The organism is Pseudomonas sp. S44 (genome assembly GCF_016624805.1).
In the GTDB taxonomy this organism is placed as follows: Bacteria; Pseudomonadota; Gammaproteobacteria; order Pseudomonadales; family Pseudomonadaceae; genus Aquipseudomonas; species Aquipseudomonas machongensis.
In genome coordinates this window covers 66,862-92,745 of sequence record NZ_JACVTY010000027.1, presented here as the reverse complement: position 1 = coordinate 92,745, position 25,884 = coordinate 66,862, and the positions used below count along the sequence as shown (strand labels likewise).

Here is a 25,884-nt window from a genome sequence, read left to right as displayed (position 1 = left end):
TGGTTAAGAGCTTTTCGTCTCAACCGAGGCGCGCATTCTACGCCTTCCTCATTTACTGTCAAGCGTTTATTTTGAAGTTTTTCGCGAGAAACTCGTTTAGCTTCAAACACTTGACTCGCTGCGATCTCTCGTAGCGGGAGGCGAATCATACAGCACTCGAAGATGCTGTCAACTGCCTTTTTCACCGCTGCCGATCAGGTGACCGAAGCCCTTCACGCCTTACCGAACTCGCTTAACTCATTGATTAGCAAGGAGTTTTGCGTTCAGTTTGCTGCGGAAGTGGGGCGCATTATAAGGGGATCTGAGAGGGCGTCAACCTTTTATTTCAAAAAAGCGATAAGAATGAAAAGCTTAAGCGCGCCGGCCTATCAGACGGGGCACCCGCCGCCATACCGGTGGGACCCGCATCACCATCAGCAGCGCCCCTACCCCGGCATAGACAGCCCACTCCTGCAGGTCCGAACGCACAATCCACAGGAAATGCAGCAAGCCCAGGCCGAGAATCACATAGACCAGTTTGTGCAGCTTCTTCCAGCGCGCACCGAGCCGTCTCTGGCTATAACGGTTGGAGGTCACCGCCAAGGCCAGCAGCCCCAGGAAGGCGATAACCCCGACGATGATATAAGGTCGCTTGCGCAACTCGACGCCAAGCTGCCCCCAGTCGAGCCCAAGGATGAAGACCATATAGGCCGTCATGTGCAGGACGATATAGGCAAAACACCACAATCCGAGCTGTCGCCGCGCGACGATCCAACCACCCCACCCCGTCAGACGCTGCAGAGGGCTCATGCCCAAGGTCACCAGCAGGAACACCAGCGCACCGAGCCCCAACCTGTCTACCAGAATTTTCCCCGGATCCGGCCCAAGCAGGTTCGTAGCCGCCTCATACAACCACCAGGCCGGAAACAGGCAGCCAACGATGAAAATCGCCAAGCGAAACCAGGGATAACGCATCAGTAGTTCTTCCGAAGATCGAGACCGCTATAAAGAGAGGCAACCTCCTCCTCATAGCCATTGAACATCTGAGTGGTTCGCACATTGGGGCTGAACAGGCCACTGGGCAGCCGCCGCTCACGCGCCTGGCTCCAACGCGGGTGATCGACCTGAGGATTGACGTTGGCATAGAAGCCATACTCGTTCGGCGCCAGCCCCTGCCAAGTGGTCTGCGGTTGCTCGGCCACCAGACTGATGCGCACGATCGACTTGATGCTCTTGAACCCGTACTTCCATGGCACCACCAGACGCAGTGGTGCACCATTCTGGTTGGGCAGTTCGCGCCCATACATGCCAACCGCCAGGATCGCGAGCGGGTTCATCGCCTCATCCAGGCGCAACCCTTCCACGTAAGGCCAGTCGATCAGGGCAAAGCCCGAACGTTGGCCCGGCATGCTCTTGGGGTCCTGCAGCGTTTCGAAACGCACATAGCGGGCCTTGGAAGTTGGCTCGACCTGCTTGAGCACCTCGGACAGCGGAAAGCCCAGCCAGGGGATGACCATCGACCAGGCCTCGACGCAACGCAGCCTATAGATGCGCTCTTCAAGCTGCAGGGGCTTGACGAAATCTTCCAGCGCGTAGCGCCCAGGCTTGCCGACCTCGCCATCGACCACCACGCTCCAGGGTTCGGTCTTGAGGCTACCGGCATTGGCCGCCGGGTCGCCCTTGTCGGGCCCGAACTCGTAGAAGTTGTTGTAGTGGGTAGCGTCCTTGAACGGCGTGATTGCCTCATCCTTGACCGTCACGGCCTGCCAGCGCGTCGCACCGAGCTTGTCCTTGAACCAGCCAGGTGTCGAACCCGCTTCCACGTCAGCATAGCGTGAAGCCTCGGCGGCCTGGCCGAGCACGGGCAAAGCGCCCAACGCAAACCCGGCTAGAGAGGCACCTAATACAAAGCGGCGAGAGAAATAGACACTTTCAGGGGTAACGTCCGATTCGTTGCAATCGGACGACTTGGGAAGCTTGATGAGCATGGCGGCTCCACAGCACTGGTGGCGGATGTACCAGTAAGACTATGGAGCCGGAGAGTTATTCCAGCATTAAATCTTTTTTCAGACTTTGCGACGACGACCGCGCAGCAAGTACTGCACTGGGCCTGAAACCGCATAGCCGAGGAAGATCAGCAGCAGAATCCGTGGTGGATCGCTGAACACCACGGCGAACACCAGCACCACAGCCAGGATCGCAACAAAAGGTACGCGCCCCTTGAGATCCAGCTCCTTGAAGCTGTTGTACTTGATATTGCTGACCATCAGCATGCCTGCTGCCGCCACCAGCAGCGCCACCAGGAACGACAGTTTCGAGCCCTGGATACCGTAGTCGCTGAAGGCCCAGACGGTACCCGCCACCACACCTGCGGCAGCCGGGCTGGCCAGACCAATGAAGTAGCGTTTGTCGGCGGTGCCGACCTGGGTGTTGAAACGCGCCAGACGCAACGCTGCGCCGGCCACATAGATGAAGGCGACCATCCAGCCGACCTTGCCCATGTCACCCAATGCCCAACCAAAGGCCAGCAGTGCCGGCGCCACACCGAAGGCAACCATGTCCGACAACGAGTCGTACTCGGCACCGAAGGCGCTCTGCGTGTTGGTCATCCGCGCCACACGGCCATCGAGGCTGTCCAGAACCATGGCGACGAAGATAGCGATAGCGGCGAAGGCGAAGTACTTGCTCGCCTCGCGCGGGTCGCCTGCGCTCAGGGCGCTCTGCGCACTGATGGAGTTGATGATCGAGTAGAAACCGGCGAACAGGTTGGCGGTGGTGAAGAGGTTGGGCAACAAGTAGATGCCGCGATGCCGGACCTTGCGCCCTTCGGCGTCGTGACCTTCCTCAACATGCTCATCGACAGGTAGCAGGCTTTCGGCGTCGGAGGGCTTGTTCGGCTCTTCGGGACGTTCGCTCATGAAATGCACCTTGCAACTGGGTGGAATAAGTTCGACAGAGGCCGGCGAAACAGGTTCTAACGGCAGGCCTCTGGTCGCTTTATACCAGAAGCTGGCTGCCTAAACGAAAAAACGCGGCCGAAGCCGCGTTTTTAATCTATCGAGGCAAGACTCAGTTCTTGGTCTTGTCGACGATCTTGTTGGCCGAGATCCAAGGCATCATCGAGCGCAGTTGCTCGCCGATGATTTCGATGCCGTGGGCGGCGTTGTTACGACGCTTGGCGGTCATCGAAGGGTAGTTGGTCGCACCTTCGCTGATGAACATCTTCGCGTATTCGCCGTCCTGGATGCGCTTCAGAGCGTTGCGCATGGCCTTGCGGGATTCTTCGTTGATGACCTCAGGGCCGGTGACGTACTCACCGTACTCGGCGTTGTTGGAGATCGAGTAGTTCATGTTGGCGATACCGCCTTCGTACATGAGGTCAACGATCAGCTTCAGCTCGTGCAGGCACTCGAAGTAGGCCATTTCAGGCGCGTAGCCTGCTTCGACCAGGGTTTCGAAACCGGCCTTGACCAGCTCGACGGTACCGCCGCACAGAACGGCCTGCTCACCGAACAGGTCGGTTTCGGTCTCGTCCTTGAAGGTGGTTTCGATGATGCCGGTACGGCCACCACCGACGCCAGCGGCGTACGACAGTGCGACGTTCTTGGCGTTGCCCGAAGCGTCCTGGTAGACCGCGATCAGGTCAGGAATACCGCCGCCCTTGACGAACTCGGAGCGCACGGTGTGGCCCGGAGCCTTCGGCGCGATCATGATCACGTCGAGGTCGCCACGTGGAACGACCTGGTTGTAGTGGATCGAGAAGCCGTGGGAGAAGGCCAGGGTCGCGCCTTTCTTGATGTTCGGTTCGATCTCGTTCTTGTACAGGGTGCCCTGGAATTCGTCCGGGGTCAGGATCATGACCAGGTCGGCAGCAGCGACGGCGGTGGCGACGTCAGCGACTTTCAGGCCGTGGGCTTCTGCCTTGGCAACGGTAGCCGAACCTTTACGCAGACCGACGGTAACGTCTACACCGGAGTCTTTCAGGTTGCACGCCTGGGCGTGACCCTGGGAGCCGTAACCGATGATGGCGACTTTCTTGCCCTGGATGATGGAGAGGTCGCAGTCTTTGTCGTAGAACACTTTCATGGAAATACCCCTGGTTATATCTCGGCCCCGCAGGACCATCGCTAATTGGTGAAGTTAGATGCTGAGTACTTTGTCGCCACGGGCAATGCCGGTGACGCCGCTGCGCACGGTTTCGAGAATCGAAGCGGTGCCGATCGCCTGGATGAAGCTGTCCAGCTTATCGCTGGTGCCGCTCAGTTGCACGGTATACACACTGGCGGTGACATCGACGATCTGCCCACGGAAAATATCCGTGGTGCGCTTGATTTCGGCGCGCTGGGCGCCAGTAGCCTTGACCTTTACCAGCATCAGTTCGCGCTCGATATGAGCGCTCTCCGACAGGTCGACCAGCTTGACCACCTCTACCAGCTTGTTCAGGTTCTTGGTGATCTGCTCGATCACTTCGTCATGACCCACGGTGGTGAGAGTGAGACGCGACAGGGTCGGGTCCTCGGTCGGTGCAACCGTCAGGCTTTCGATGTTGTAGTTGCGCTGGGAGAACAGACCGACCACGCGCGACAAGGCACCAGGTTCGTTTTCCAGCAGCAGGGAAATGATGTGCCGCATATCAGGTACGCTCCGTCTTGCTCAGCCACATGTCACGCATCGAGCCGTCCTTGATCTGCATCGGGTAGACGTGCTCGGTCCGGTCGACCGCGATGTCGATGAACACCAGGCGGTCCTTCATCGCAAAGGCCTCTTCCAGTTTCGGCTTGAGGTCTTTGAGGCTGGTGATGCGGATACCCACATGGCCATAGGCCTCGGCCAGCTTGATGAAGTCAGGCAGCGACTCGACGTAGGAATGCGAGTGACGACCGTTGTAGGACATGTCCTGCCATTGGCGAACCATGCCCAGCACCCCGTTGTTCAGGTTGACGATCTTCACCGGCAGGCCGTACTGCATGCAGGTGGAAAGCTCCTGGATGTTCATCTGGATGCTGCCTTCGCCAGTGACACAGGCCACGTCCTGGTCTGGGAAGTTGAGCTTGACGCCCATGGCTGCCGGGAAACCGAAGCCCATGGTGCCCAGGCCACCGGAGTTGATCCAGCGGTTGGGTTTGTTGAAGCGGTAGTACTGCGCCGCGAACATCTGGTGCTGACCTACGTCGGAGGTGACGAAGGCATCGCCATGGGTCACTTCGCACAGGGTCTCGATGACCTGCTGAGGCTTGATGACACTGCCGTCGCCCTTGTCGTAAGGGAACAGGCCGCGGTCACCGCGCCACTCATCAATCTGCTTCCACCAGGCATCGAGGGCCGCCTTTTCAGGCTTCTCGCCGATTTCCTTGAGGATGGCCAGCATCTCGCTGAGCACGCTCTCGACCGGCCCCACGATCGGCACGTCGGCCTTGATCATCTTCGAGATCGACGCAGGGTCGATGTCGATATGGATGATCTTGGCGTTCGGGCAGAACTTGGCCGGGCCGTTGACCACACGGTCATCGAAGCGCGCACCCACGGCGAGGATCACGTCGGCATTGTGCATCGCCAGGTTGGCGGTGTAGCTGCCGTGCATGCCCAGCATGCCGAGGAACTGGCGATCGGTACCCGGGAAGCCACCCAGCCCCATCAGGGTGTTGGTGACCGGCAGGTTCAGGGACTTGGCGATTTCGGTCAGGGCTTCGGAGCCGCCACCGAGAATCACGCCGCCGCCGGAATAGACGATCGGACGCTTGGCGGCCAGGAGCATCTCGGCGGCCTTGCGGATTTGGCCGGAGTGGCCACGGACCGCAGGGCTGTAGGAGCGCAGCTTGACCTTTTTCGGGTAGACGTATTCGAACTTCTCGGCCGGGTTGGTCATGTCTTTTGGAATGTCGACCACGACCGGACCTGGGCGACCGGATTGCGCCAGGTAGAACGCTTTTTTCAGAACTTCCGGAATCTCGGTGGGGTTCTTGATCATGAAGCTGTGCTTCACGATCGGCCGGGAGATCCCGATCATGTCGGTTTCCTGGAAGGCATCGGTGCCGACCATGGTGCTGGGCACCTGGCCAGACAGGATGACCATCGGGATGGAATCCATGTAGGCGGTGGCGATACCGGTAATAGCGTTGGTCGCACCGGGACCGGAGGTCACCAGGACCACGCCAGCCTTGCCGGTGGCACGGGCGTAACCGTCTGCCATGTGAGTGGCAGCCTGCTCATGACGCACCAGGATGTGCTGGACTTCCGGTTCCTTGAACAGGGCATCGTAAACATGAAGGAGAGCACCACCAGGGTACCCGTAGATGTGCTTAACGCCTTCGTCACGCAAGAAGCGGACGACCATCTCAGCGCCAGATAAAAGCTCCACGTTGTTCACCTCTAAAACGCCAGAATACCGCCCCATCCGGGCGGGTCTTAATAGGTTTACTGCCAAGCAGAGCATGAGCGAACGTCAGCACTGACTGAGCAAGTATTGGGATCGCCCCAGAGTGTTGCGGGGTTTTCCCACCCAGCGCGAGGTAACGCGTTGCGGGGTGTAGCGAGTCGGCGCGGGTGTGCGCCTCATGATCTGCCTAGCGGGTCTGCTTCTGGCAGTCCCCCTACAGCGGAAACTGGATTCTTCTGATTCGCCGCCCTCAAGTCAAGAAAAATTATTGCCAATTTTTCCCTGAGATGAATTCCCACCACCACGAAAAAGGACACCAGCAGCAGGAAATTAAAGATTTCCATAAAAAAGGGCCACAATCTGCGGCCCTTGAAGGAAAAAGAGAAGAAATCAGGCTCAAGCGGCGATCAATCGATCGAATGCTGCCAGCAGGCGGCGAAGTTCGCGGCTTTCTTCCGGACGGTCGGTGAAGACCGTCTCGGCCATTATCAGGATCCCAGATGCACTGGGCAGAGGATGGCCATGCTCAAGAATAAGCTTCATCCGCGGCAGGAAAATCCACTGCAGCCACTGCTCGAACGCAAGCGTATCGACTGCGAACGGTACGGTGCTGGCCAGGGCGCTTTCGCCAGGAGACACCTCGTCCCACCAGCCACGGACCTGAAGCTCACGCTCGATCAGCAACAGGTGGTCGGCAATATCGAGAATGCGCTGTTCCATCACGAAGCGGTCCGCGCCTTCTGCCGTGCCAAGGCGGCGCCGGCACTGTCACCCTGCTTCTCGCGAGCCTGGGCGATGATGTTCCACAGCTCGGCCTGCAGATCAGGACGACCGTTGGCATACGTCAGTGCCCGGCGAGCGAGTTGCTCGGATTGTGCAGCGTCACCTTGCGACAGACGCACCTGAGCCAGGCGGAACAGCACCTGCGGCTCACGCGGTGCGATGCGCTGGGCACGCTCCAGGCTGGACGAAGCACCGTTGAGGTCTCCGCTGCCCTGCTGCTGTTGGGCGGTGGTCAGCAATGCCAGTACCGGACCGTCCAGCTGCTCATCGGCGGACAACCCGCCCCCATTGCTGCGCGGAATACCGGTAGGCGCACGAGTGGCAGCGGCCGGGGCGCTGTTCATCGACGCGATGTCGAAAGGTTCGTCACCTGCCGGATTAGGGTTGGTGGTGATCGGCCCGCTACTGACCGGTCCCGGGGTGATCGGGCCGGTGCTCAGCGGTGCAGAGCCGGTCTGGGCCGGGAAGGTCTGGATCGGCGATGCGCCCGCGCCCTGCGGGATCATCACCGTGACCCCGGAATCCTCAGGCAGGGACTGGGCCTGGGACGTACCATTGCTGCCGGGGGAGACCGGCGCGCCACGGTTGGCCGAGACACGCTCGCTGTTCGAGACCCGTGTACTCGAATCGACCACCGGAATGGCGCCACGCGGGACGCTGGCGCAGCCGTGCAGCACGGCCAGCGCCGTCAAGGCAGGAAACCACCACTTGTTCACTTCACACCCTCTTCAATACAGGCCGCTCAATTCATCCAGCCCTTGACCCAGTCCATGACCGACTCGGCAGGATTCTGTTCGCCACCGCAAGTCGTACCGGCAGGTGGTTCGCTCCCACGAATATACGGCATCTGCACCGCTCCCGGACAGCTACCGTCGGAGCCCTGGGCGCTGTGCGGATCGATCCAGGCCTTCACCACGTTATCCGGCTGCGGCATGTCCAGCGGCAGCGGGTCGGCCTTGCGCATGAAGCTGGTCCAGACCTGCAACGCGCCGGTGGCGCCGGTGAACGGGGTCTTGCCATTGTCGTCGCGGCCAAGCCAGACCACTGCCAGCAGGTCCTGGCTGAAGCCCGAGAACCAGCTGTCGCGCGAGTCGTTGCTGGTACCGGTCTTGCCCGCCAGCGTCAGATTGTTCGGCAGCACGTTGTACACCGAGCGGCCGGTACCCTCGCGCATCACCCGCTGCATGGCGTTCTGCACCAGGTAGATCGCACCCGGATCGAAGGTCTGCTGGATCTGGAACGGGTAGCGCTTGAGCGGCTCGCCTTCGGCGGTCAGCACGCTGCGAATCCCGCGCATCGGTGTATTGAAGCCGCCGTTGGCGATGGTCTGGTACATGGTCGCGACCTGCATCGGCGACATGCCGCCAGCGCCCAGCAGCATCGACGGGAACGCCGGCCAGTCGACCTTGACACCCAGCCGGCCGATGGTCTTGATGACGTTGGGCACGCCCACCTCAAGGCCCAGCTTGGCGGTTGACAGGTTGTAGGAGTTGGCCAGCCCCTGATACAGGTAGATAGTGCCGTGGGAGCGTCGGTCGTAGTTCTGCGGGCGCCATACCTGGCCATCGGCGCCCTTGACCGAAAACGGTTCGTCCTGCACCCAGCTGGTCAGGGTGTACTTGCTCGGCTGCTCCAGCGCAGTCAGATAGACCGCTGGCTTGACCAGCGAACCGATCGGCCTGACCGCGTCGATGGCGCGGTTGAAGCCGGCGAAGCCCGACTGACGGCTGCCGATCAGCGCCTGCACTTCGCCGGTTTCCGGGTTGGTCACCACCATCGCCGACTCGACCTCGTCGGCGCCCTTGCGGCCGGCCAGGCGCTTGAAGGTTTCACTCATCGCGGTTTCGGCCTTCATCTGCAGGATCGGGTCGAAACTGGTGAAGATACGCAAGCCTTCTTCGGTCAGGTCTTCGTCGCGATAGTCCTGGCGTAGCTGACGCTTGACCAGGTCGAGGAAAGCCGGGAAAGAACTATCGGCCAGGCTGCCGCGCTTGGTCACGCCCAGCGGCATCTTCTTCGCCGCATCGACCACTTCCTGGCTGGCCACGCCCTGCTCGGCGAGCAGGTCGAGCACCAGGTTACGCCGTTGCAGAGCGCGCTCAGGGTAGCGGCGCGGGTTGTAGTAGGACGGCCCCTTGACCATACCTACCAGCAGGGCAATCTGGTGCAGCTTGAGCTCCGACAGCGGCTGGCTGAAGAAGAACTGGCTGGCCAGGCCGAAACCATGCACCGCGCGCTGGCCGTCCTGACCGACAAACACTTCGTTCAGATAGGCCTCGAGAATCTCGCGCTTGTCGTAGTGCATTTCCAGCAGCACGGCCATCATCGCCTCGGTCAGCTTGCGGCTGAGGCTGCGTTCGTTGGTCAGGAAGAAGTTCTTCACCAACTGCTGCGTGAGCGTACTGCCGCCCTGGCGCATGGCCCCGGACGACGTATTGACCCACACCGCCCGCGCGATCGACTTGGGCGAAACACCGAAGTGGCTGTAGAAATCGCGGTCTTCGGTGGCGATCAAGGTCTCGAGCAGGTATGGCGGCACCTGGTCGATATTGATCAGGATGCGGTCTTCGAGATTCTTCGGGTAGATACCACCGATCATCAACGGTTCCAGGCGCACCACGTCGAGCTTGCCACCGTTGGCCCCTGCCAGCCCCGCGACATAATCGCCGGAGAAACGTACACGCACGAACTGCGCAGGCTCCATGCCCTCGTAGAACTGGAAGCCTCGGGTATTGAGATCGACGTTGCCGCCGTTGACCGAGGCCTCGCCCGGACCATTGGCCGTTGCCTCGCGGCGGTAACCCAAGGCATCGAGTTCGGTGAGGAAGTCGTCCTTGCTCAGCTTCTGGCCGACGAACAGCTCCAGCGGCCGGGCATACACCTTGGCCGGGATGGTCCAGCGCTTGCCGGAGAACTTCTCCTGGACGACGGCATCGAGGTAGACCGCAAAGCCGGCGATCACCACCAGGCCGACCAGGCTGAGCTTGAGAGCCCAGCCCAGCCAGACGCGGGAGCGGCTGGGCGGACGTTTCTTGGGGGTTCGGGAATTTCGGGTACGAGTCATGGCGGCGGATTATACGCACTTTGCAAAGGCAGGGGACGCCCTCCGGCGGTATGCAGGGGCGGCTCCATTGACCATAATGTCGCCTCCGAATTCCCTGACCCCGGAAGGATCTCCGTGAGCCAAGCCCTGATCAGCGCGCTGCAGAACCCCGCCCTCTACCCCCACGCCGTAGAAGGCTTCCAGCTCATCGAGACGCACATCTCCTGGGTTCTACTCACTGGCGAATACGCCTACAAGATCAAGAAGCCGATGAACTTCGGCTTCCTCGATTTCACCGGTCTGGACCAGCGCCAGCATTTCTGTAACGAAGAATTGCGCCTGAACCAGCGCCTGACCGAAGGCCTGTACCTGGAAGTACTGCCGATCACCGGCAGCGCCGAAGCACCGCAGCTCGGTGGCGAAGGTGAGCCGATCGAGTTCGCCCTGAAGATGCGCCAGTTCCCCCAGGGTCAGATGCTCAGCACCCTGCAAGCCAACGGCGAGCTGAACGCCGGCCACATTGACCAGATGGCCCGGCAGATCGCCGAATTCCACCTGCAAGCGCCGAAAGTGCCGGTCGATCACCTACTGGGCACGCCGGAAGCGGTAATGGCGCCGGTCGAGCAGAACTTCGAGCAGATCCGCCCGTTCCTTACCGACAAGGCCGACCTGCAGCAACTCGACGCCCTGCAAGCCTGGGCCCGCAGCAGCTTCGAACGCCTGCATGGCCTGCTCGAGGCGCGCAAGGCCAATGGTTTCATCCGCGAGTGCCACGGCGACATCCACCTGGGTAACGCCACCCTGATCGACGGCAAGGTGGTGATCTTCGACTGCATCGAATTCAACGAGCCGTTCCGCCTGACCGATGTGTACGCCGACACCGCTTTCCTGGCCATGGACCTGGAAGACCGCGGCCTGAAATGCCTGGCCCGGCGCTTCGTCAGCCAGTACCTGGAACTGACCGGCGACTACGAAGGCCTGGAACTGCTGAATTTCTACAAGGCCTACCGTGCACTGGTACGCGCCAAGGTCGCCCTGTTCAGCCTGTCGCCCGATGCCGATGGCGTGCAGCGCGCCACGACCCTGCGCACCTATCGCAACTACGCCAACCTGGCAGAGAGCTACAGCGCCATCCCCTCGCGCCTGCTGGCCATCACCCATGGCGTATCCGCCGTCGGCAAGAGCCATGTGGCGATGCGCCTGGTCGAGTCGCTGGGGGCGATCCGCGTACGTTCGGATGTCGAGCGCAAGCGCCTGTATGGCGAGCAGCAGTCGCAGAATTCCGGCCAACTGCAAGCAGGCATCTATGACCAGGATGCCAGCATCGCCACCTACCAGCGCCTGAATGAGTTGGCCGCTACCATCCTGCGCGCCGGCTTCCCGGTCGTGCTCGATGCCACCTACCTCAAGCGCGAGCAGCGCAAGGCGGCAGCCGAAGTTGCCAACAGCACCGGCGTCCCCTTCCTGATCCTCGACTGCCAGGCGCCCGAAGCGGTCATCATCAGCTGGCTGGAGCAGCGTCAGACAGAAAATGTCGATCCGTCCGACGCCACCCTGGAGGTGGTCAAGGCCCAGCAAGCCAGCCGCGACCCATTGGACGAAGAGGAGGCCGTGCACGGCAAGCGGGTCGACACTCATGAAAGTGCCAGCATGGACCAACTCATCGAGCAGATCCGCCAGCGCCTGCCTGGTCTCTGACCTGCAAGGCGTGAAGCAGTCCACAGTTCGCGCCTGAACTTCGGCGCCACCTCAGTGATGGCATTACAATATCATCACAACCCTGAGGAGGCGCCGTCATGAACCAGCCCCGGCAACTGGACAACGCCCTGTACACTCTGGTGCGCGAGGAACAGATCGCCACCTTCAACCGCGAGAAGCCTGTCGATAGCCCCATCGATTTTCGCGGTGGTGATTTTCGAGGCCTTGACCTGCGCAACCTCGACGTACGCGGTATCGATTTCACCGACGCCTACTTCCATGCAGCCGACCTGCGCGGGCTGGATCTGCGCGAAACGGGCATGGAAGGTGCCAGCATCTCCCATGCGCAGATCTCCGGGACCTACTTCCCGGGCGACCTGAGCGCTGACGAAATCCTCATGTCCCTGAAGTTCGGTACGCGCATGCGTTATCGTCCGAAGGGCTGAGCCTGACATTTCTGGACACAGCATCCCGTCGCCCTCACATGGCAAAAGGCCGCGTATTCGCCCAGCCCCGCTACACTCCTCTCTGACCTGCTCGCGATTTATCCACAGACCCGTTCGGCCATCGCAAGGAGGCTCGATGAACGATGAGTTGCAGCATCTGAAGAATCTAGGCAAGACCTCTGCGCAATGGTTGCATGCCGCCGGCATCCACAGCGCTTCGGATTTGCGCCGCCTGGGCGCGGTCGGGGCTTACCAGGCCGTGAAAACACGGGGCTTCCGTGCCTCGAAAGTGTTGTTGTACGCCATTGAAGGCGCACTGCTGGATATGCATTGGAACGATCTGCCCGCCGAACGCAAGCAGGCACTGAACCAGCAACTGGACGCCAAGACCCCGCCGCAAAAAAAAGCAGAATAATCGAAGAAAGGGTATTGACCTCTAAATGAGAATCGTTATGATTATCACAACTGGTCGCGAGACTGGTTGGATAAACTGAAAGCCCCTGGTTCGGACTCTCAGATTATCTCCTCATCAGGCTAATCACGGTTATTGACCCGGCAATTTGCCGGGTCTTTTTTTGCCTGCAGCTTTGCAGGCAGACATCCTGTGCGGCGTGGTGACTACCCGCCGCGCAGCTGAGCACAGTAATCCTGCTCAGGCAGTGCCGCGGTGTACCACACGTAGTCCGCCATCCCTGCCTCGACCTTCTGCCCGACTTCGGCCAGCAACAGCACACGGGTATCGCCCTGCGCCTGCAGATCGATCAAATGCAGCGGCACACCCAAGTCCTTGCGCGCGTGGTAGGCGCCGGCCAGCAAGAGTGCAGGCTGCGGTGCCGCGAGCAGACGCTCGGCCATGTGTCGGTCCCTTTGCTGCTGGATGACCAGCATGGCCGGCAACTGGCTTTCCGGCAGCAATCCGCAATGGCCTTCGCGCACTTGCTCCAGCAGGGCAGCCTTCACCTGCGGGGCATTCGAACGCGCGCCGCTCAGCACGGGCTGTCGGCGATAGGCCTCACGCATTGCCTCGGGGCTCAGGTCGCCAGCCAACAAAACCCCAGGGCCTTTCAGGGCCTCGCGCACGATCGGGGCGTATATCTGCCAATCCCAACCCTGCTGCCAGTCCAGTGCTGCGGGCAAATCGCTCGGAAGCTGCGCCTGACGCTGCACCTTGTCGATCAGCGGCTGCTGGGCAGGCTGGAGCATCTCCAGCACCACGCTGCCTTGCGGCCTGGCGGTCTGCAAAGCCTGCAGCAGCCATCGCTGCAGCGCATGATGATCGGGGTTATCGTGTTTTTCGCCGACCAGTATTCGCGGCACATCGCTCAAAGCCTGAACCAGCTCATCCGGCGTCAGGACACGCCCACTGGGCAACGCCTGTATCTGACCGAGCGTCGGCTCGTTCAGCCCTTGGCTGCTCTGCCAGGCTGGCAACTCTGGCAATGCAGGGCGATGTACCTGGCAACCCGAAATCGTCAAGAACACGCTCATCGACAGGCCGAACAGCAAGGCATAGCGCATCGAGGGCTCCTAGCGGGTGATGATCAGCGGGTGGCCACGCTCCGGATGGGCCTGCACGAGCACATCGATACCGAAGACGGCCTTGAGCGCCTGCGGAGTCAGCACCCGGGCCGGTGTATCGAGCGCGTGGCTGCGCCCCTGTTCCAGCAGCAGAATAGCGTCACAGTAGCGCGCGGCAAGGTTCAGGTCGTGCAGGATCACCAGCACTGCCGCACCGCGGTCGGCAAAACTGCGCACCGCCTGCAACGTGGTGTGCTGGTGCAACGGATCGAGGGCCGAGGTCGGCTCATCCAGCAGCAGCGTCGCCCCCTCCTCCCCTGGCCACAGCTGCGCCAGCACCCGGGCCAGATGAACACGCTGACGCTCGCCGCCGGACAACGCGAGGTAACTGCGTTCGACCAGGTGCCAGGCATCGGCCGCCTTCAGTGCCGCCTCGACGATCTCCCGGTCGCGCTGCTGGCCACTACCGTGGGGCAACCGGCCCAGGCCCACCACTTCTTCGACACTGAAGGCAAAGCCCAGGCTGGACACCTGCGGCAACACCGCCAGACGTCGCGCGCGCTCCTGCCCCGGCCAGTGTGCCAACGCCCGCCCTTGCAGCAGAACTTGCCCCTGGCTCGGCGCCAGCTCGCCACACAACGCCCCCAGCAAGCTGCTCTTGCCCGCCCCGTTGGGGCCTAGCACACCCAGGACCTGCCCAGGTCTGAGATGCAGGTCGATACCGTGCAGCACCTCGGTGCTGCCGCGCTTGAGCGACAAGTCTTTGACTTCGAGCATCAGCGCCCCCTCCTGACCAGCAGGAACAGGAAAAACGGAGCACCAATGAAGGCCGTCACGATCCCGATCGGCAGCTCCGCGGGTGCCAACGCCAAGCGTGCCACCAGATCAGCGAACAGCAGCAGCGTACCGCCCGCCAGCAACGACGCGGGCAACAGCACGCGATGATCAGGCCCCGCAACCAGACGCACCAGGTGCGGAACCACCAGACCAATGAAGCCGATCAGACCCGCTGCCGCCACTGCCGCGCCAACACCCAGGGCAGTGCAGAACACCAGTTCGCGCTTGAGCCCTTCTACATCGATGCCCAGGTGTCGCGCCTCGGACTCACCTAGCAACAACGCGTTCAACGCCTGCGCCCGACGCGGCAGCCACAAGGTTACCCCCAGAGCCACCAGCAGCAGTGGCCACAGGCGCTGATAGCTGGCGCCGTTGAGGCTGCCCAGGTTCCAGAACGTCAGAGTGCGCAAGGTGGCGTCGTCGGCCAGGTAGGTGAACAACCCGACCGCCGAGCCGCCGAGGGCGGTCATGGCGATACCGGCCAGCAGCATGGTAGCCACGTCGGTTTGCCCATTGCGCCGCCCCAGGCGATAGACCAATGCCGTAACACCAAGCCCGCCGATGAAGGCACAGAGCGACAGCAGGTAGGGTGCGAACCACTCCGGTATGCCCCCCAGCCAGGCACCGCCGACAATGGCCACGGCGGCGCCGAGCGCCGCGCCGCTGGCAACCCCGACCAGGCCAGGATCCGCCAACGGGTTACGAAATAGCCCCTGCATGGCGACCCCGGACAGCGCAAGCACCGCACCGACGGCCAGCCCCAGGAGCGTGCGCGGCAAGCGGATCTGCCCGAGAATCAGCTCAGCTTGCTCAAGACCCTCCCGCTCGACGGGCATCCCCAGCAGCCGCAATCCGGCGCGCAGGATATCGCCCAGCGGCAGGCTGACCGGCCCCAGCGCCAGCGACAGCCACACCGCCAGCAGGCACAGGCATGTCAGACCGATGAACAGCGTACGCGGCTGGACCCGCTGCTTCATTGGCTGAGGCTGGCCTTGGCTGCAGGATAGAAGACGCCAGCCAGCTCATGCAAGGTGGCCGGCAGCCGCGGACCGAGGCCACCAACCAGCAGCGTCGGATCGAGTGACACCAGGCGCTTGTCGCGCACCGCACGCGAAGCGGCCAACGCCGGGTTTTCCTTGAGCAGGGCCTTGAGCGCCTGCTCGCCGTCCAGTGCCCGATCGGAAAACACCACGACGTCCGGATCCAGCGCTGCCAGCGCTTCGACGGAGAAGTTCTTGTAACCCTGGTGATCCGCCAGGTTGCGCGCACCAGCCTGGCGCAACAGCCAGTCGCCTGAAGTGCCCTGCCCCGCGATCAACGGCTTGGCCCCGGCATGTCCGACCAGCAGCAACACGCCTGGAGCCTTCTGACCGGCCTGGGCCTGCTTGATCTTCGCCTGCAGCGCATCGAGCTGCTGGTGGTAGCGGTTGCTCAGCTCACTGGCTTTATGCTGCGCGCCGAGCAGCTCGCCCAGGTGCTGAAGATTCTTGTCCACTGCCGCCAAGTCGGCCTCGCTGGAGAACAACTCGACACGCACACCGGCCCCGCGCACCTGCGCCAGCACTGGTGGCGGCCCCATCTCCTCGGTGCCGACCAGCACATCCGGACGCAGGCTGAGGATACCCTCGGCCGACAGTTGGCGCTGGTAGCCGATGCTCGGCAGGGCCTTGAGCGACTGCGGATGCTGGCTGGTTGTGTCGACGCCGACCAGACGCGCCTCGCCGCCGAGGGCGCTGATCCATTCGCTCAGCGCGCCCCCGGCGCTGACCCAGCGCTGCGGCAAGTCGGCGGCCAGCAACGGGGAAGAAAGGACAAGACCGGCGCACAAGGCGATCAGGGCAACAGGACGGCGCATCATCGGGTTCCTTTGCAGAAGGCGGCCAGACACCTTGTGGCACCTGACGGAACTGCGCACCATGGACGGGCTGGCGCAGTGGATGCGGGCAATTTGATAATTATTCGCATTGAAGCGTCAAGCCAACATTGGTTTCAAGAGTCTTATCTGCAATGCATTTCCTCTGCTCCTCCCAAGCCCTCGCAGAAGGCCGCAGCCGCGCCTTCAGCGTAGCCGGTGAAACGCTGTTCGGCGTGCGCCGCCAGGGCCGGGTGTACCTGTACCGCAACTACTGCCCGCACCGCGGCATCACCCTGAACTGGGCGCCGGACGGTTTCCTCGATGACAGCGCCAGCCTGATTCATTGCGCCCACCATGGCGCGCTGTTCCTGATCGAGTCCGGCGAATGCGTGTCGGGCCCCTGCGAGGGCGAGTCGTTGCAGGCCCTGGACTGCCACGAAGACAGCCAGGGCATCTGGCTCAAGGATTGAGCAATACCGGCAGGCGGCGATCGATGACGATCTGCTCGGCGTCAAGGCGTGCACCATAGGCCAGCACCTCGACGCCATCGGCCACCGCATCGCGCAGTGCCTGGGCATAGCCGGGGTCGATCTCTTCGGCCGGACGTACCGCCTCGATGCCGGTGAGGTTGACGCAGTACAACTGCACGGCGCGAACACCCTGGCGGGCCAGTGCAGCGAGCTCGCGCAGGTGCTTGGCACCGCGTTGGGTCACCGCGTCAGGAAAGGCCGCCACCGCCGTATCGGGATAGCCCAGGGTCACACTCTTGACCTCGACATAAGCCGGGCCATCGGCGAACTCCAGGCGAAAATCCACGCGACTGCGCTCCTCGCCATAGGCCACCTCACGCTTGAGCGCGGTGAACCCAGCCAACTCGGTGATCACGCCCGCGCGCAGGGCTTCCTCGACCAAGGCATTGGCCCTGCCGGTATTGACGCAGGCCATGCGCCCCTGGGGCGTTTCGCTGATCTCCCAGGTGCCCGGCAGCTTGCGCTTGGGATCGTTGGAACGACTGAACCAGACCTGCCCGCCGTCGCGCATGCAATTGAGCATCGAGCCGGTATTCGGGCAGTGGATGGTCATCTGTTCGCCATTGGCCAGCTCGATGTCGGCCAGGAAGCGCTTGTAGCGGCGCAGCAGACGCGCCTGTTCGAGCTCGGGAAAAAACAGCATCAGGGTTGCCAGCTCCGCAGGCCACGGGCGATGCGCTGCACCGCTTCTTCCAGGCGCGCCAGGCTCTGGGTGTAGGCAAAGCGTACGTGATGCCCGGCCTGGTGACGGCCGAAGTCCAGCCCAGGCGTGAAGGCCAGGTGCTCGGTTTCCAGGAAATGGCGGCAGAAGGCGAAGGCATCGCCGCCGAAAGCACTGATGTCGGCATATAGATAGAAGGCGCCCTGCGGCTCCACGGCGATGCCGAAACCGAGCTCGCGCAAGGCGGGCAGCAGGTAGTCGCGGCGCCGGGCGAACTCGGCGCGGCGTTCTTCGAAAATGGCCAGGGTGCCGGGCTCGAAGCACGCCAGCGCAGCATGCTGGGCCATGCTCGGCGCGCTGATGTAGAGGTTCTGCGCCAGCTTCTCCAGGTCAGCCACGGCAGAAGGCGGCGCCACCAGCCAGCCGAGACGCCAGCCGGTCATGCCGAAATACTTGGAAAAACTATTCAGGACGAAGGCGTCGTCATCCACCTCCAGCACGCTCGGCGCGTCCATGCCGTAGGTCAGGCCATGGTAGATCTCGTCCACCACCAGGTGCCCATGATGCTCACGGGTGGCCCGGGACAAGCTGGCCAGCGCCTCACGGTCAAGCACCGTGCCGGTCGGGTTGGCGGGCGAAGCCACCAGCGCACCCACGGTATCCTTGTCCCAGTGCCGCTCGACCAGGTCGGCGGTGAGCTGGTAATTCACCTCCGGCCCCACCGGTACCAGTTGCGCGCCGCCTTCGACCAGGCGCAGGAAATGGCGGTTGCACGGGTAGCCTGGGTCGGCCAGCAGCCAGTGCTTGCCCGGATCCACCAGCAGGCTGCTGGCCAGCAGCAGCGCACCGGAACCCCCTGGCGTCACGAGGATGCGCTCGGGATCCACCGACAGGCCATAACGCTGGCCGTAGAAGCCCGCGATGGCCTCGCGCAGCGCCGGCAGGCCACGGGCGGCGGTGTAGCGGGTATGCCCTGCAGCGAGCGCGGCCTGCCCGGCCTCGACGATCGGCGCGGCCGTAGTGAAGTCCGGCTCGCCGATCTCCAGGTGGATCACATCATGGCCAGCCGCCTGCAGCTCGTTGGCACGCGCCAGCAGCGCCATGACATGGAAGGGTTCGATGGCGCGGCTGCGCGCACTGTAGGAGTGGGCCATGACCTTCTCTCAATTGGGTCTAAACTGGTGATTCTACTGTCGAGAAACACCGAACGGGCGACGCGGGCTGCTGTCAATACCTCGGATCGGGCGGGGTAGCGCACCCCCGATCTATCTGGTAAGTTCGGCGGCTCGCAGTCGCAGGGCCGGCGGTCGCCGGAGATGGAGCATCCTGCGCATTGGATCAGATGAGTGAGAGGCGGTCTATTCATGTCCACCGTAGAAAAGCAAAAAACCGGTCAGACCATGTACGGTGTCGAGCCCTATAAAGAAACCAAGGGTGAGGAGTACATGGGTGAGCCCATGCGCAAGCACTTCACCAAGCTCCTCAATGCCTGGAAAGGCGAGCTGATGGCCAGTGTGGACCGTACCGTAGACCACATGAAGGACGAAGCAGCCAACTTCCCGGACCCTGCGGACCGCGCGAGCCAGGAAGAAGAGTTCGCTCTGGAGCTGCGTAACCGCGACCGTGAGCGCAAGCTGATCAAGAAGATCGACAAGACCTTGCAGAAGATCCAGGACCAGGAATACGGCTGGTGCGACTCCTGCGGCATCGAGATCGGCCTGCGCCGACTGGAAGCCCGTCCTACCGCAGACCTGTGCTTCGACTGCAAGGAAATTGCCGAGAAAAAGGAAAAGACGGTCGGCAAAGGCTGATCCTTCTTCCCTTCGAACGGGGCGCATCGAGCGCCCCGTTTCATTTATATGCCCAGCACATCCATGAACGACTCCCGCTATATCGGGCGATTTGCCCCCACCCCCAGTGGCTTCCTGCATTTCGGCTCGCTGGTCGCCGCCCTCGCCTCCTGGCTCGATGCCCGCGCCGTCGATGGGCGCTGGCTGCTGCGTATGGAGGACACCGATCCGCCCCGGGAAATGCCCGGTGCCCGTGACGCCATCCTGCAGACCCTCGAACGTTACGGCCTGGAGTGGGATGGCGAAGTGGTGTTCCAGAGCCAGCGTCATGAGGCCTACGCCACGGTGGTCGATCGCCTGTTCAGCATGGGCCTGGCCTACGCCTGCACCTGTTCGCGCAAGCAGTTGGAAGGGTATGGCGGCATCTATCCCGGTTTCTGCCGCAACGCTGGCCATGCCCGCGAAAATGCCGCCATCCGTATTCGGGTGCCCGAACTGCTCTACCGCTTCAACGACCGCGTACAGGGGGAATACCAGCAGCACCTTGGACGCGAGGTGGGGGATTTCGTCATCCAGCGCCGCGACGGGCTGTATGCCTATCAACTGGCAGTGGTGCTGGACGATGCCTGGCAAGGCGTGACCGACATCGTGCGCGGCGCCGATCTGCTCGACAACACCCCGCGCCAGCTGTACCTGCAGGAACTACTGGGGTTCTCGCAACCGCGCTACCTGCACATTCCGCTGATCGTGCAGCCTGATGGGCACAAGCTGGGCAAATCGTACCGTTCACCACCGCTGCAGGCGGACCAGGCCACACCGTTGCTGCTGCGCGCGTTACGGGCACTGGGGCAGGCGAGTGACCCGGCGCTGGAAGGCGCCAGTGCGGCAGAGGTCCTGGCGGTGGCGCGCAGGCAGTGGAAACCTGAGGCGATTGCGCGGCGGTTGACAGTGCCGGAAGCAGATCTGCGCTGACGCGGCCGCCCCTCTCGCGAGGCAAACTCTGCACGATTCAAAACCCCAACAAATTCAAACTCTTGGCGAACACCCCAGAATCCCGCTAGCATCGCCCCGGCCATTTGCGCCAATAATAAGAAGCTCAAATCCGCAGCGCCCTGCCATCGAGGCCCGCATGTATATCTATCGCTTGGTCCTGCTTCTGGTCGTGGGGATCTATCTGTTCTCCCCGGCCATCATGGACTGGTGGATCGAACCGACCGGAGCCTGGTACCGCCCGTATCTGCTCTGGCTGATCCTGATCGTCGTCACCTTCATCCTGCAGAGCCAACGAGATGCCGATGAGCTTTAGCCTTACCCAGATGATCCTGATCAGCGCCGCCTACCTGCTGGTGCTGTTCGGCGTGGCCTGGGTCAGCGAACGCGGGTTGATCCCGCGCTCGGTCATCCGCCACCCCCTGACCTACACCCTGTCGCTGGGCGTCTATGCCAGTGCCTGGGCGTTCTATGGTTCGGTAGGCCTGGCCTACCAGTACGGCTACGGCTTCCTCGCCTGTTACCTGGGCGTGTCCGGCGCCTTCCTGCTGGCACCGGTGCTGCTCTACCCGATTCTCAAGATCACCCGCACCTACCAGCTCTCCTCACTGGCCGACCTGCTGGCGTTCCGTTTCCGCAGCACCTGGGCCGGTGCCCTGACCACGGTGATCATGCTGATCGGCGTATTGCCGTTGCTGGCCCTGCAGATCCAGGCGGTGGCCGATTCCATCAGCATCCTGACCGGCGAGCCGGTCAAGGCGCGCGTGGCATTCGCCTTCTGCGTGCTGATCATTCTCTTCACCATTTTCTTCGGCTCACGCCATATCGCCACCCGCGAGAAGCACGAAGGCCTTGTGTTCGCCATCGCCTTCGAGTCGGTGATCAAGCTGCTGGCCCTGGGCGGCATCGGCCTGTACGCCTTGTATGGGGTGTTCGGTGGGCCGCACGAGCTGGAAGTCTGGCTGCTGCAGAACCAGACGGCACTGGCCGCGCTGCACACGCCGTTGCAGGAGGGACCATGGCGCACGCTGCTGCTGGTGTTCTTCGCCTCGGCGATCGTCATGCCGCACATGTACCACATGGCCTTCACCGAGAACCTCAGCCCGCGCTCGCTGGTCAGCGCCAGCTGGGGCCTGCCGCTGTTCCTGCTGCTGATGAGCCTGGCGGTCCCGCTGGTGCTATGGGCTGGCCTGCGCCTGGGTGCAAGCACCAACCCGGAATACTTCACCCTGGGCCTGGGCATCGCCGCCAACAACGAGGCACTGGCCTTGCTCGCCTACGTCGGCGGTCTGTCAGCGGCCAGCGGCCTGATCATCGTCACCACCCTGGCGCTCTCGGGCATGGCCCTCAACCACCTGGTGCTGCCGCTCTACCAGCCCCCTGCCGAGGGCAACATCTACCGCTGGCTGAAATGGACGCGCCGCGCGTTGATCGTCGCGATCATCACCGCAGGCTTCGTCTTCTACCTGACCCAGAATACCCACCAGAGCCTGGCCAACCTGGGCATCGTCGCCTTCGTCGCCACGCTGCAGTTCCTGCCGGGTGTGCTTTCGGTACTGTACTGGCCAACCGCCAATCGACGCGGCTTCATCGCCGGCCTGCTGGCCGGCACACTGGTGTGGATGGTCACCATGCTGCTGCCGCTGCTGGGCAATGTGCAGGGCTTCTACATCCCGCTGCTGAACATGATCTACGTGCTGGACGACACCAGCTGGCACATGGCGGCCATCGCCTCGCTGGCGGCCAACGTGCTGCTGTTCACCCTGATCTCGCTGTTCACCAACGCCAGCAGCGAGGAGGTCAGCGCCGCCGAGGCCTGCGCAGTGGACAATGTGCGCCGCCCGCAACGTCGCGAACTGCATGCGGCCTCACCCCAGGAGTTCGCTACCCAACTGGCCAAGCCACTGGGCGCCAAGGCCGCGCAAAAAGAAGTCGAGCAGGCCCTGCGTGACCTCTACCTGCCCTTCGACGAACGCCGCCCCTACGCCCTGCGTCGCCTGCGTGACCGCATCGAGGCCAACCTCTCGGGGCTGATGGGCCCCAGCGTAGCCCAGGACATGGTCGAGACTTTCCTGCCCTACAAGTCCGGTAACGAGAACTACGTCACCGAAGACATTCACTTCATCGAAAGTCGTCTCGAGGACTACCACTCGCGCCTGACCGGCCTTGCCGCCGAGCTCGATGCGCTGCGCCGCTACCACCGGCAGACGCTGCAGGAATTGCCCATGGGTGTCTGCTCGCTGGCCAAGGACCAGGAAATCCTGATGTGGAACCGGGCCATGGAGGAGCTGACCGGCATCGCCGCCAAGCACGTTGTCGGTTCGCGCCTGGTGACCATCGCCGAACCTTGGCGCGGGTTGCTGCAAGGCTTCATCGACCTTCCCGACGAGCACCTGCACAAGCAACGCCTGGCCCTCGATGGCCAGCCGCGCTGGCTCAACCTGCACAAGGCGGCCATCGACGAGCCGCTGGCACCGGGTAACAGCGGCCTGGTGCTGCTTGTCGAAGACCTCACCGAGACCCAGGCCCTCGAAGAGAAGCTGGTGCACTCCGAGCGCCTGGCCAGTATCGGCCGCCTGGCTGCGGGCGTGGCCCACGAGATCGGCAACCCGATCACCGGCATCGCTTGCCTGGCGCAGAACCTGCGCGAGGAACGCGAAGGCGACGGCGAGATCATCGAGCTGTCGAGCCAGATCCTCGAACAGACCAAGCGTGTCTCGCGCATCGTACAGTCGCTGATGAGCTTCGCCCACGCAGGTGGCAGCCACCAGAATACCGAAGAGCCCGTGTCGCTGGCCGAGGTCGCGCAGGATGCCATCGGTCTGCTGGCGTTGAATCGGCGCAATTTCGAAGTACAGTTCTTCAACCTTTGCGACCCGGACCACTGGGCCGAGGGTGACCCGCAACGCCTGGCCCAGGTGCTGATCAACCTGCTGTCCAACGCCCGCGACGCCTCGCCACCCGGCAGCGCCGTGCGCGTGCGCAGCGAAGCGAGCGAGCATACCGTCGACCTTATCGTCGAAGACGAGGGCAGCGGTATTCCGAAGAACATCATGGATCGCCTGTTCGAGCCCTTCTTCACCACCAAGGACCCTGGCGAGGGAACCGGACTGGGGCTCGCTCTGGTCTATTCCATCGTGGAAGAGCATTATGGGCAAATCACCATCGACAGCCCGGCCGATCTCGATCGGCAACGTGGCACACGGATCCGCGTGACCCTGCCCCGGCATGTCGTAGCGACGTCCCCTGAAATTCGAGACCGTCGAGAGAATTGAATCAATGCCGCACATTCTGATCGTCGAAGACGAAACCATCATCCGTTCGGCCCTGCGTCGTCTGCTCGAGCGAAACCAGTACCAGGTCAGCGAAGCCGGCTCGGTGCAGGAAGCCCAGGAACGCTTCAGCATTGCCACCTTCGACCTGATCGTCAGCGACCTGCGCCTGCCCGGGGCACCGGGCACCGAGCTGATCAAGCTCGGCCAGGGCACGCCGGTGCTGATCATGACCAGCTACGCCAGCCTGCGCTCGGCGGTCGACTCGATGAAAATGGGTGCGGTGGACTACATCGCCAAGCCTTTCGACCATGACGAGATGCTCCAGGCTGTCGCGCGCATCCTGCGCGACCGGCAGAATGCCCCGGTCGCCACTGCGGCCACGGCCGACGTGCGCAGCAACGGCAAAGCACCAGGGGCTGAAAAGCAGACCGGCGCCTCGGCCAACGGCGAGATCGGCATCATCGGTTCCTGCCCCCCTATGCAGGACCTGTACAGCAAGATCCGCAAGGTCGCCCCTACCGACTCCAATGTCCTGATCCAGGGCGAGTCCGGTACCGGCAAGGAGCTGGTCGCCCGTGCCCTGCACAACCTCTCGCGACGCGCCAAGGCACCGATGATCTCGGTGAACTGCGCGGCCATCCCGGAAACGCTGATCGAATCCGAGCTGTTCGGCCATGAGAAAGGCGCCTTCACCGGCGCCAGCGCTGGCCGTGCCGGCCTGGTCGAGGCAGCGGACGGCGGCACCCTGTTCCTGGACGAGATCGGTGAATTGCCGTTGGAGGCCCAGGCTCGACTGCTGCGTGTGCTGCAGGAAGGCGAGATCCGCCGGGTCGGCTCGGTACAGTCGCAAAAGGTCGATGTGCGCCTGATCGCCGCGACCCACCGTGACCTGAAGAACCTGGCCAAGTCCGGCCAGTTCCGCGAAGACCTTTATTACCGTCTGCACGTCATCGCCCTGAAACTGCCCGCCTTGCGCGAGCGCGGTAGCGACGTCAACGAGATTGCCAATGCCTTCCTCGCCCGACAGAGCGCACGCATCGGCCGTGACGACCTGCATTTCTCCAGCGATGCCGAGCAAGCCATCCGCCATTACAGCTGGCCGGGTAACGTCCGTGAGCTGGAGAATGCCGTCGAGCGCGCGGTCATTCTCAGCGAAAGCCCGGAAATATCCGCCGACCTGCTGGGCATCGACATCGAACTGAGCGGCCTTGAAGACGACGACCTGCTCGACAGCCTGCCGGTGGTCGCAGGTGTCGGTGGTAACAACGCCAGCCACGAGCCGACAGAAGACCTGTCGCTGGAGGATTACTTCCAGCACTTCGTCCTCGAACACCAGGACCACATGACCGAGACGGAGCTGGCCCGCAAGCTGGGTGTGAGCCGCAAGTGCCTGTGGGAGCGTCGCCAGCGCCTGGGGATTCCGCGGCGCAAGAGCAACGTCGCCAGCGAGAACTGATACGTCCACAGCTCTACAGCGCCGACCCTGGGTCGGCGCTTTGCGTTCAGGGGCCAGCCCCCCGATGACACCTGCCCCCTCGTCAGCCGGTAACACCCGGTTACCATGAAAAATCTGTTACCTCAGCCGCCCGCGACGTAACAAACCGAGGCATACGGTAACGAAATTTCTACATTCCCCCGCCTTTCGGGCTGACCGAAAATACGCAAACCCTTGATTTCATTGGATTTGAAAAAGTTGGCACGCCACCTGCTATATCTTTCGTACAAGAACAATAACAAGCACTGCTACTCAGAATAAGAACAAGACGAAACGGCTCACGCATAACAAGAACAAGACGGCGGAGGCGCAGCTAACTGATTCTTTTGGAGAGGAGTTGTGTTTGGGGCTTGCCCCACAACCAGGCAGAGAACAACAAAAACTGCACTAAAGCAGCGCCTGAACTGGTTGGATCGATTGATCAGCATAGCATCAGCGACCAAAGCAATCCGTTTGCTCTTCACCCCTGGATTTGGGGTCGTCCACACGCTTCAAGCTGTGTGGACAGGGCACTCAACAAAAACAAGAAGCCCGATAAAAAAACAATAAGAGCACGCAACGACTTGATGGGGAGCTTAGGCTCCCCATGTCGTTTCTCCCCGCCTTAA

The 25,884-nt window shown here is 62.4% G+C and carries 24 protein-coding genes; 9 read left to right on the top strand and 15 right to left on the bottom strand.

What is annotated here, in order from left to right; genetic code table 11:
- Positions 1 to 351 precede the first annotated feature (351 nt).
- From msrQ to mrcB, 9 genes are all read right to left on the bottom strand, one after another.
- Positions 352 to 954, bottom strand: a complete 603-nt coding sequence (gene msrQ, locus IAE40_RS19435) for a protein-methionine-sulfoxide reductase heme-binding subunit MsrQ (protein ID WP_197893460.1) — start codon at positions 952 to 954, stop codon at positions 352 to 354.
- Positions 954 to 1,967, bottom strand: coding sequence for a protein-methionine-sulfoxide reductase catalytic subunit MsrP (gene msrP, locus IAE40_RS19430; protein ID WP_200603712.1), 1,014 nt, complete (start codon positions 1,965 to 1,967; stop codon positions 954 to 956). The genes msrQ and msrP overlap by 1 nt, the downstream gene beginning before the upstream one ends.
- A gap of 78 nt (positions 1,968 to 2,045) precedes the next feature.
- Positions 2,046 to 2,897, bottom strand: coding sequence for a CDP-diacylglycerol--serine O-phosphatidyltransferase (gene pssA, locus IAE40_RS19425; protein WP_054892580.1), 852 nt, complete (start codon positions 2,895 to 2,897; stop codon positions 2,046 to 2,048).
- A gap of 151 nt (positions 2,898 to 3,048) precedes the next feature.
- Positions 3,049 to 4,065, bottom strand: a complete 1,017-nt coding sequence (ilvC, locus tag IAE40_RS19420) for a ketol-acid reductoisomerase (RefSeq protein ID WP_054892581.1) — start codon at positions 4,063 to 4,065, stop codon at positions 3,049 to 3,051.
- Positions 4,066 to 4,119: 54 nt separating this feature from the next.
- Positions 4,120 to 4,611, bottom strand: coding sequence for an acetolactate synthase small subunit (gene ilvN / locus IAE40_RS19415; protein WP_003250040.1), 492 nt, complete (start codon positions 4,609 to 4,611; stop codon positions 4,120 to 4,122).
- 1 nt (position 4,612) lies between these two features.
- The gene (locus IAE40_RS19410; RefSeq protein WP_063546633.1) at positions 4,613 to 6,337 is read right to left on the bottom strand and encodes an acetolactate synthase 3 large subunit; all 1,725 of its coding nucleotides are present in this window, start codon (positions 6,335 to 6,337) and stop codon (positions 4,613 to 4,615) included.
- A gap of 414 nt (positions 6,338 to 6,751) precedes the next feature.
- Positions 6,752 to 7,078: a YqcC family protein gene (locus IAE40_RS19405; protein ID WP_054892582.1), complete on the bottom strand. Its 327-nt coding sequence runs from the start codon at positions 7,076 to 7,078 to the stop codon at positions 6,752 to 6,754.
- Positions 7,075 to 7,854 (bottom strand): tetratricopeptide repeat protein, encoded by a 780-nt coding sequence (locus IAE40_RS19400; RefSeq protein ID WP_065861605.1) that lies wholly within the window; start codon positions 7,852 to 7,854, stop codon positions 7,075 to 7,077. The genes IAE40_RS19405 and IAE40_RS19400 overlap by 4 nt, the downstream gene beginning before the upstream one ends.
- Before the next feature lie 26 nt (positions 7,855 to 7,880).
- The gene (gene mrcB / locus IAE40_RS19395; protein ID WP_153774523.1) at positions 7,881 to 10,202 is read right to left on the bottom strand and encodes a penicillin-binding protein 1B; all 2,322 of its coding nucleotides are present in this window, start codon (positions 10,200 to 10,202) and stop codon (positions 7,881 to 7,883) included.
- 114 nt (positions 10,203 to 10,316) lie between these two features.
- On the opposite strand from mrcB, the gene IAE40_RS19390 reads away from it, so the two are divergent.
- The 3 genes from IAE40_RS19390 (at position 10,317) to IAE40_RS19380 (ending at position 12,740) form a co-directional block, all read left to right on the top strand.
- Positions 10,317 to 11,879, top strand: a complete 1,563-nt coding sequence (locus tag IAE40_RS19390) for a bifunctional aminoglycoside phosphotransferase/ATP-binding protein (RefSeq protein ID WP_200603711.1) — start codon at positions 10,317 to 10,319, stop codon at positions 11,877 to 11,879.
- A 98-nt stretch (positions 11,880 to 11,977) separates the two neighbouring features.
- Positions 11,978 to 12,325 carry a pentapeptide repeat-containing protein gene (locus IAE40_RS19385; protein WP_153774521.1) on the top strand — a complete coding sequence of 116 codons (348 nt, stop codon included), beginning with the start codon at positions 11,978 to 11,980 and terminating at the stop codon, positions 12,323 to 12,325.
- A gap of 136 nt (positions 12,326 to 12,461) precedes the next feature.
- Positions 12,462 to 12,740 carry a TfoX/Sxy family protein gene (locus IAE40_RS19380; RefSeq protein ID WP_054892587.1) on the top strand — a complete coding sequence of 93 codons (279 nt, stop codon included), beginning with the start codon at positions 12,462 to 12,464 and terminating at the stop codon, positions 12,738 to 12,740.
- A 203-nt stretch (positions 12,741 to 12,943) separates the two neighbouring features.
- On the opposite strand, the gene IAE40_RS19375 is transcribed toward IAE40_RS19380, so the two are convergent.
- The 4 genes from IAE40_RS19375 to IAE40_RS19360 are packed head-to-tail and all read right to left on the bottom strand — an operon-like array spanning position 12,944 to position 16,538.
- On the bottom strand, positions 12,944 to 13,843 hold the full coding sequence (locus tag IAE40_RS19375) for a ChaN family lipoprotein (protein ID WP_197893456.1): 900 nt from the start codon (positions 13,841 to 13,843) through the stop codon (positions 12,944 to 12,946).
- 9 nt (positions 13,844 to 13,852) lie between these two features.
- Positions 13,853 to 14,620: a heme ABC transporter ATP-binding protein gene (locus IAE40_RS19370; protein ID WP_200603710.1), complete on the bottom strand. Its 768-nt coding sequence runs from the start codon at positions 14,618 to 14,620 to the stop codon at positions 13,853 to 13,855.
- A complete protein-coding gene (locus tag IAE40_RS19365; RefSeq protein ID WP_172964835.1) occupies positions 14,620 to 15,603 on the bottom strand; it encodes a FecCD family ABC transporter permease in 984 nt (327 codons plus the stop codon). Before IAE40_RS19365 ends, IAE40_RS19370 begins: the two co-directional genes overlap by 1 nt.
- Before the next feature lie 50 nt (positions 15,604 to 15,653).
- Positions 15,654 to 16,538 carry a heme/hemin ABC transporter substrate-binding protein gene (locus IAE40_RS19360; protein ID WP_200603709.1) on the bottom strand — a complete coding sequence of 295 codons (885 nt, stop codon included), beginning with the start codon at positions 16,536 to 16,538 and terminating at the stop codon, positions 15,654 to 15,656.
- A 149-nt stretch (positions 16,539 to 16,687) separates the two neighbouring features.
- On the opposite strand from IAE40_RS19360, the gene IAE40_RS19355 reads away from it, so the two are divergent.
- Positions 16,688 to 17,005, top strand: a complete 318-nt coding sequence (locus IAE40_RS19355) for a Rieske (2Fe-2S) protein (RefSeq protein WP_153774516.1) — start codon at positions 16,688 to 16,690, stop codon at positions 17,003 to 17,005.
- Here the strand turns inward: IAE40_RS19355 and sfsA are convergent.
- Positions 16,995 to 17,708 carry a DNA/RNA nuclease SfsA gene (sfsA, locus tag IAE40_RS19350; protein WP_054892593.1) on the bottom strand — a complete coding sequence of 238 codons (714 nt, stop codon included), beginning with the start codon at positions 17,706 to 17,708 and terminating at the stop codon, positions 16,995 to 16,997. The genes IAE40_RS19355 and sfsA overlap by 11 nt on opposite strands.
- Entirely contained in the window at positions 17,708 to 18,880 is a 1,173-nt protein-coding gene (locus IAE40_RS19345; RefSeq protein WP_200603708.1) for a pyridoxal phosphate-dependent aminotransferase, read from the bottom strand. Before IAE40_RS19345 ends, sfsA begins: the two co-directional genes overlap by 1 nt.
- A gap of 210 nt (positions 18,881 to 19,090) precedes the next feature.
- On the opposite strand from IAE40_RS19345, the gene dksA reads away from it, so the two are divergent.
- The 5 genes from dksA (at position 19,091) to IAE40_RS19320 (ending at position 25,237) form a co-directional block, all read left to right on the top strand.
- Complete coding sequence (gene dksA, locus IAE40_RS19340; protein WP_153774513.1) at positions 19,091 to 19,537, top strand: RNA polymerase-binding protein DksA; 447 nt, start codon at positions 19,091 to 19,093, stop codon at positions 19,535 to 19,537.
- Positions 19,538 to 19,600: 63 nt separating this feature from the next.
- Positions 19,601 to 20,488, top strand: coding sequence for a tRNA glutamyl-Q(34) synthetase GluQRS (gluQRS, locus tag IAE40_RS19335; protein ID WP_054892596.1), 888 nt, complete (start codon positions 19,601 to 19,603; stop codon positions 20,486 to 20,488).
- 157 nt (positions 20,489 to 20,645) lie between these two features.
- Positions 20,646 to 20,822 carry a hypothetical protein gene (locus tag IAE40_RS19330; protein WP_003250005.1) on the top strand — a complete coding sequence of 59 codons (177 nt, stop codon included), beginning with the start codon at positions 20,646 to 20,648 and terminating at the stop codon, positions 20,820 to 20,822.
- Positions 20,806 to 23,781, top strand: a complete 2,976-nt coding sequence (locus IAE40_RS19325; protein WP_162714346.1) for a sensor histidine kinase — start codon at positions 20,806 to 20,808, stop codon at positions 23,779 to 23,781. The genes IAE40_RS19330 and IAE40_RS19325 overlap by 17 nt, the downstream gene beginning before the upstream one ends.
- A 4-nt stretch (positions 23,782 to 23,785) precedes the next feature.
- Complete coding sequence (locus IAE40_RS19320; protein ID WP_054892598.1) at positions 23,786 to 25,237, top strand: sigma-54-dependent transcriptional regulator; 1,452 nt, start codon at positions 23,786 to 23,788, stop codon at positions 25,235 to 25,237.
- The last annotated feature ends 647 nt before the right edge of the window (positions 25,238 to 25,884 follow it).

Bases quoted from the DNA above. Each gene is read 5' to 3' on its own strand.
- msrP (WP_200603712.1), bottom strand. From the start codon at position 1,967: ATGCTCATCAAGCTTCCCAAGTCGTCCGATTGCAACGAATCGGACGTT.
- mrcB (WP_153774523.1), bottom strand. From the start codon at position 10,202: ATGACTCGTACCCGAAATTCCCGAACCCCCAAGAAACGTCCGCCCAGC.
- dksA (WP_153774513.1), top strand. From the start codon at position 19,091: ATGTCCACCGTAGAAAAGCAAAAAACCGGTCAGACCATGTACGGTGTC.
- ilvN (WP_003250040.1), bottom strand. From the start codon at position 4,611: ATGCGGCACATCATTTCCCTGCTGCTGGAAAACGAACCTGGTGCCTTG.
- IAE40_RS19380 (WP_054892587.1), top strand. From the start codon at position 12,462: ATGAACGATGAGTTGCAGCATCTGAAGAATCTAGGCAAGACCTCTGCG.
- gluQRS (WP_054892596.1), top strand. From the start codon at position 19,601: ATGAACGACTCCCGCTATATCGGGCGATTTGCCCCCACCCCCAGTGGC.
- msrQ (WP_197893460.1), bottom strand. From the start codon at position 954: ATGCGTTATCCCTGGTTTCGCTTGGCGATTTTCATCGTTGGCTGCCTG.
- IAE40_RS19370 (WP_200603710.1), bottom strand. From the start codon at position 14,620: ATGCTCGAAGTCAAAGACTTGTCGCTCAAGCGCGGCAGCACCGAGGTG.
- sfsA (WP_054892593.1), bottom strand. From the start codon at position 17,708: ATGCTGTTTTTTCCCGAGCTCGAACAGGCGCGTCTGCTGCGCCGCTAC.
- IAE40_RS19385 (WP_153774521.1), top strand. From the start codon at position 11,978: ATGAACCAGCCCCGGCAACTGGACAACGCCCTGTACACTCTGGTGCGC.
- IAE40_RS19375 (WP_197893456.1), bottom strand. From the start codon at position 13,843: ATGCGCTATGCCTTGCTGTTCGGCCTGTCGATGAGCGTGTTCTTGACG.
- IAE40_RS19360 (WP_200603709.1), bottom strand. From the start codon at position 16,538: ATGATGCGCCGTCCTGTTGCCCTGATCGCCTTGTGCGCCGGTCTTGTC.
- IAE40_RS19330 (WP_003250005.1), top strand. From the start codon at position 20,646: ATGTATATCTATCGCTTGGTCCTGCTTCTGGTCGTGGGGATCTATCTG.
- ilvC (WP_054892581.1), bottom strand. From the start codon at position 4,065: ATGAAAGTGTTCTACGACAAAGACTGCGACCTCTCCATCATCCAGGGC.
- IAE40_RS19345 (WP_200603708.1), bottom strand. From the start codon at position 18,880: ATGGCCCACTCCTACAGTGCGCGCAGCCGCGCCATCGAACCCTTCCAT.
- IAE40_RS19355 (WP_153774516.1), top strand. From the start codon at position 16,688: ATGCATTTCCTCTGCTCCTCCCAAGCCCTCGCAGAAGGCCGCAGCCGC.
- IAE40_RS19320 (WP_054892598.1), top strand. From the start codon at position 23,786: ATGCCGCACATTCTGATCGTCGAAGACGAAACCATCATCCGTTCGGCC.
- IAE40_RS19325 (WP_162714346.1), top strand. From the start codon at position 20,806: ATGCCGATGAGCTTTAGCCTTACCCAGATGATCCTGATCAGCGCCGCC.
- pssA (WP_054892580.1), bottom strand. From the start codon at position 2,897: ATGAGCGAACGTCCCGAAGAGCCGAACAAGCCCTCCGACGCCGAAAGC.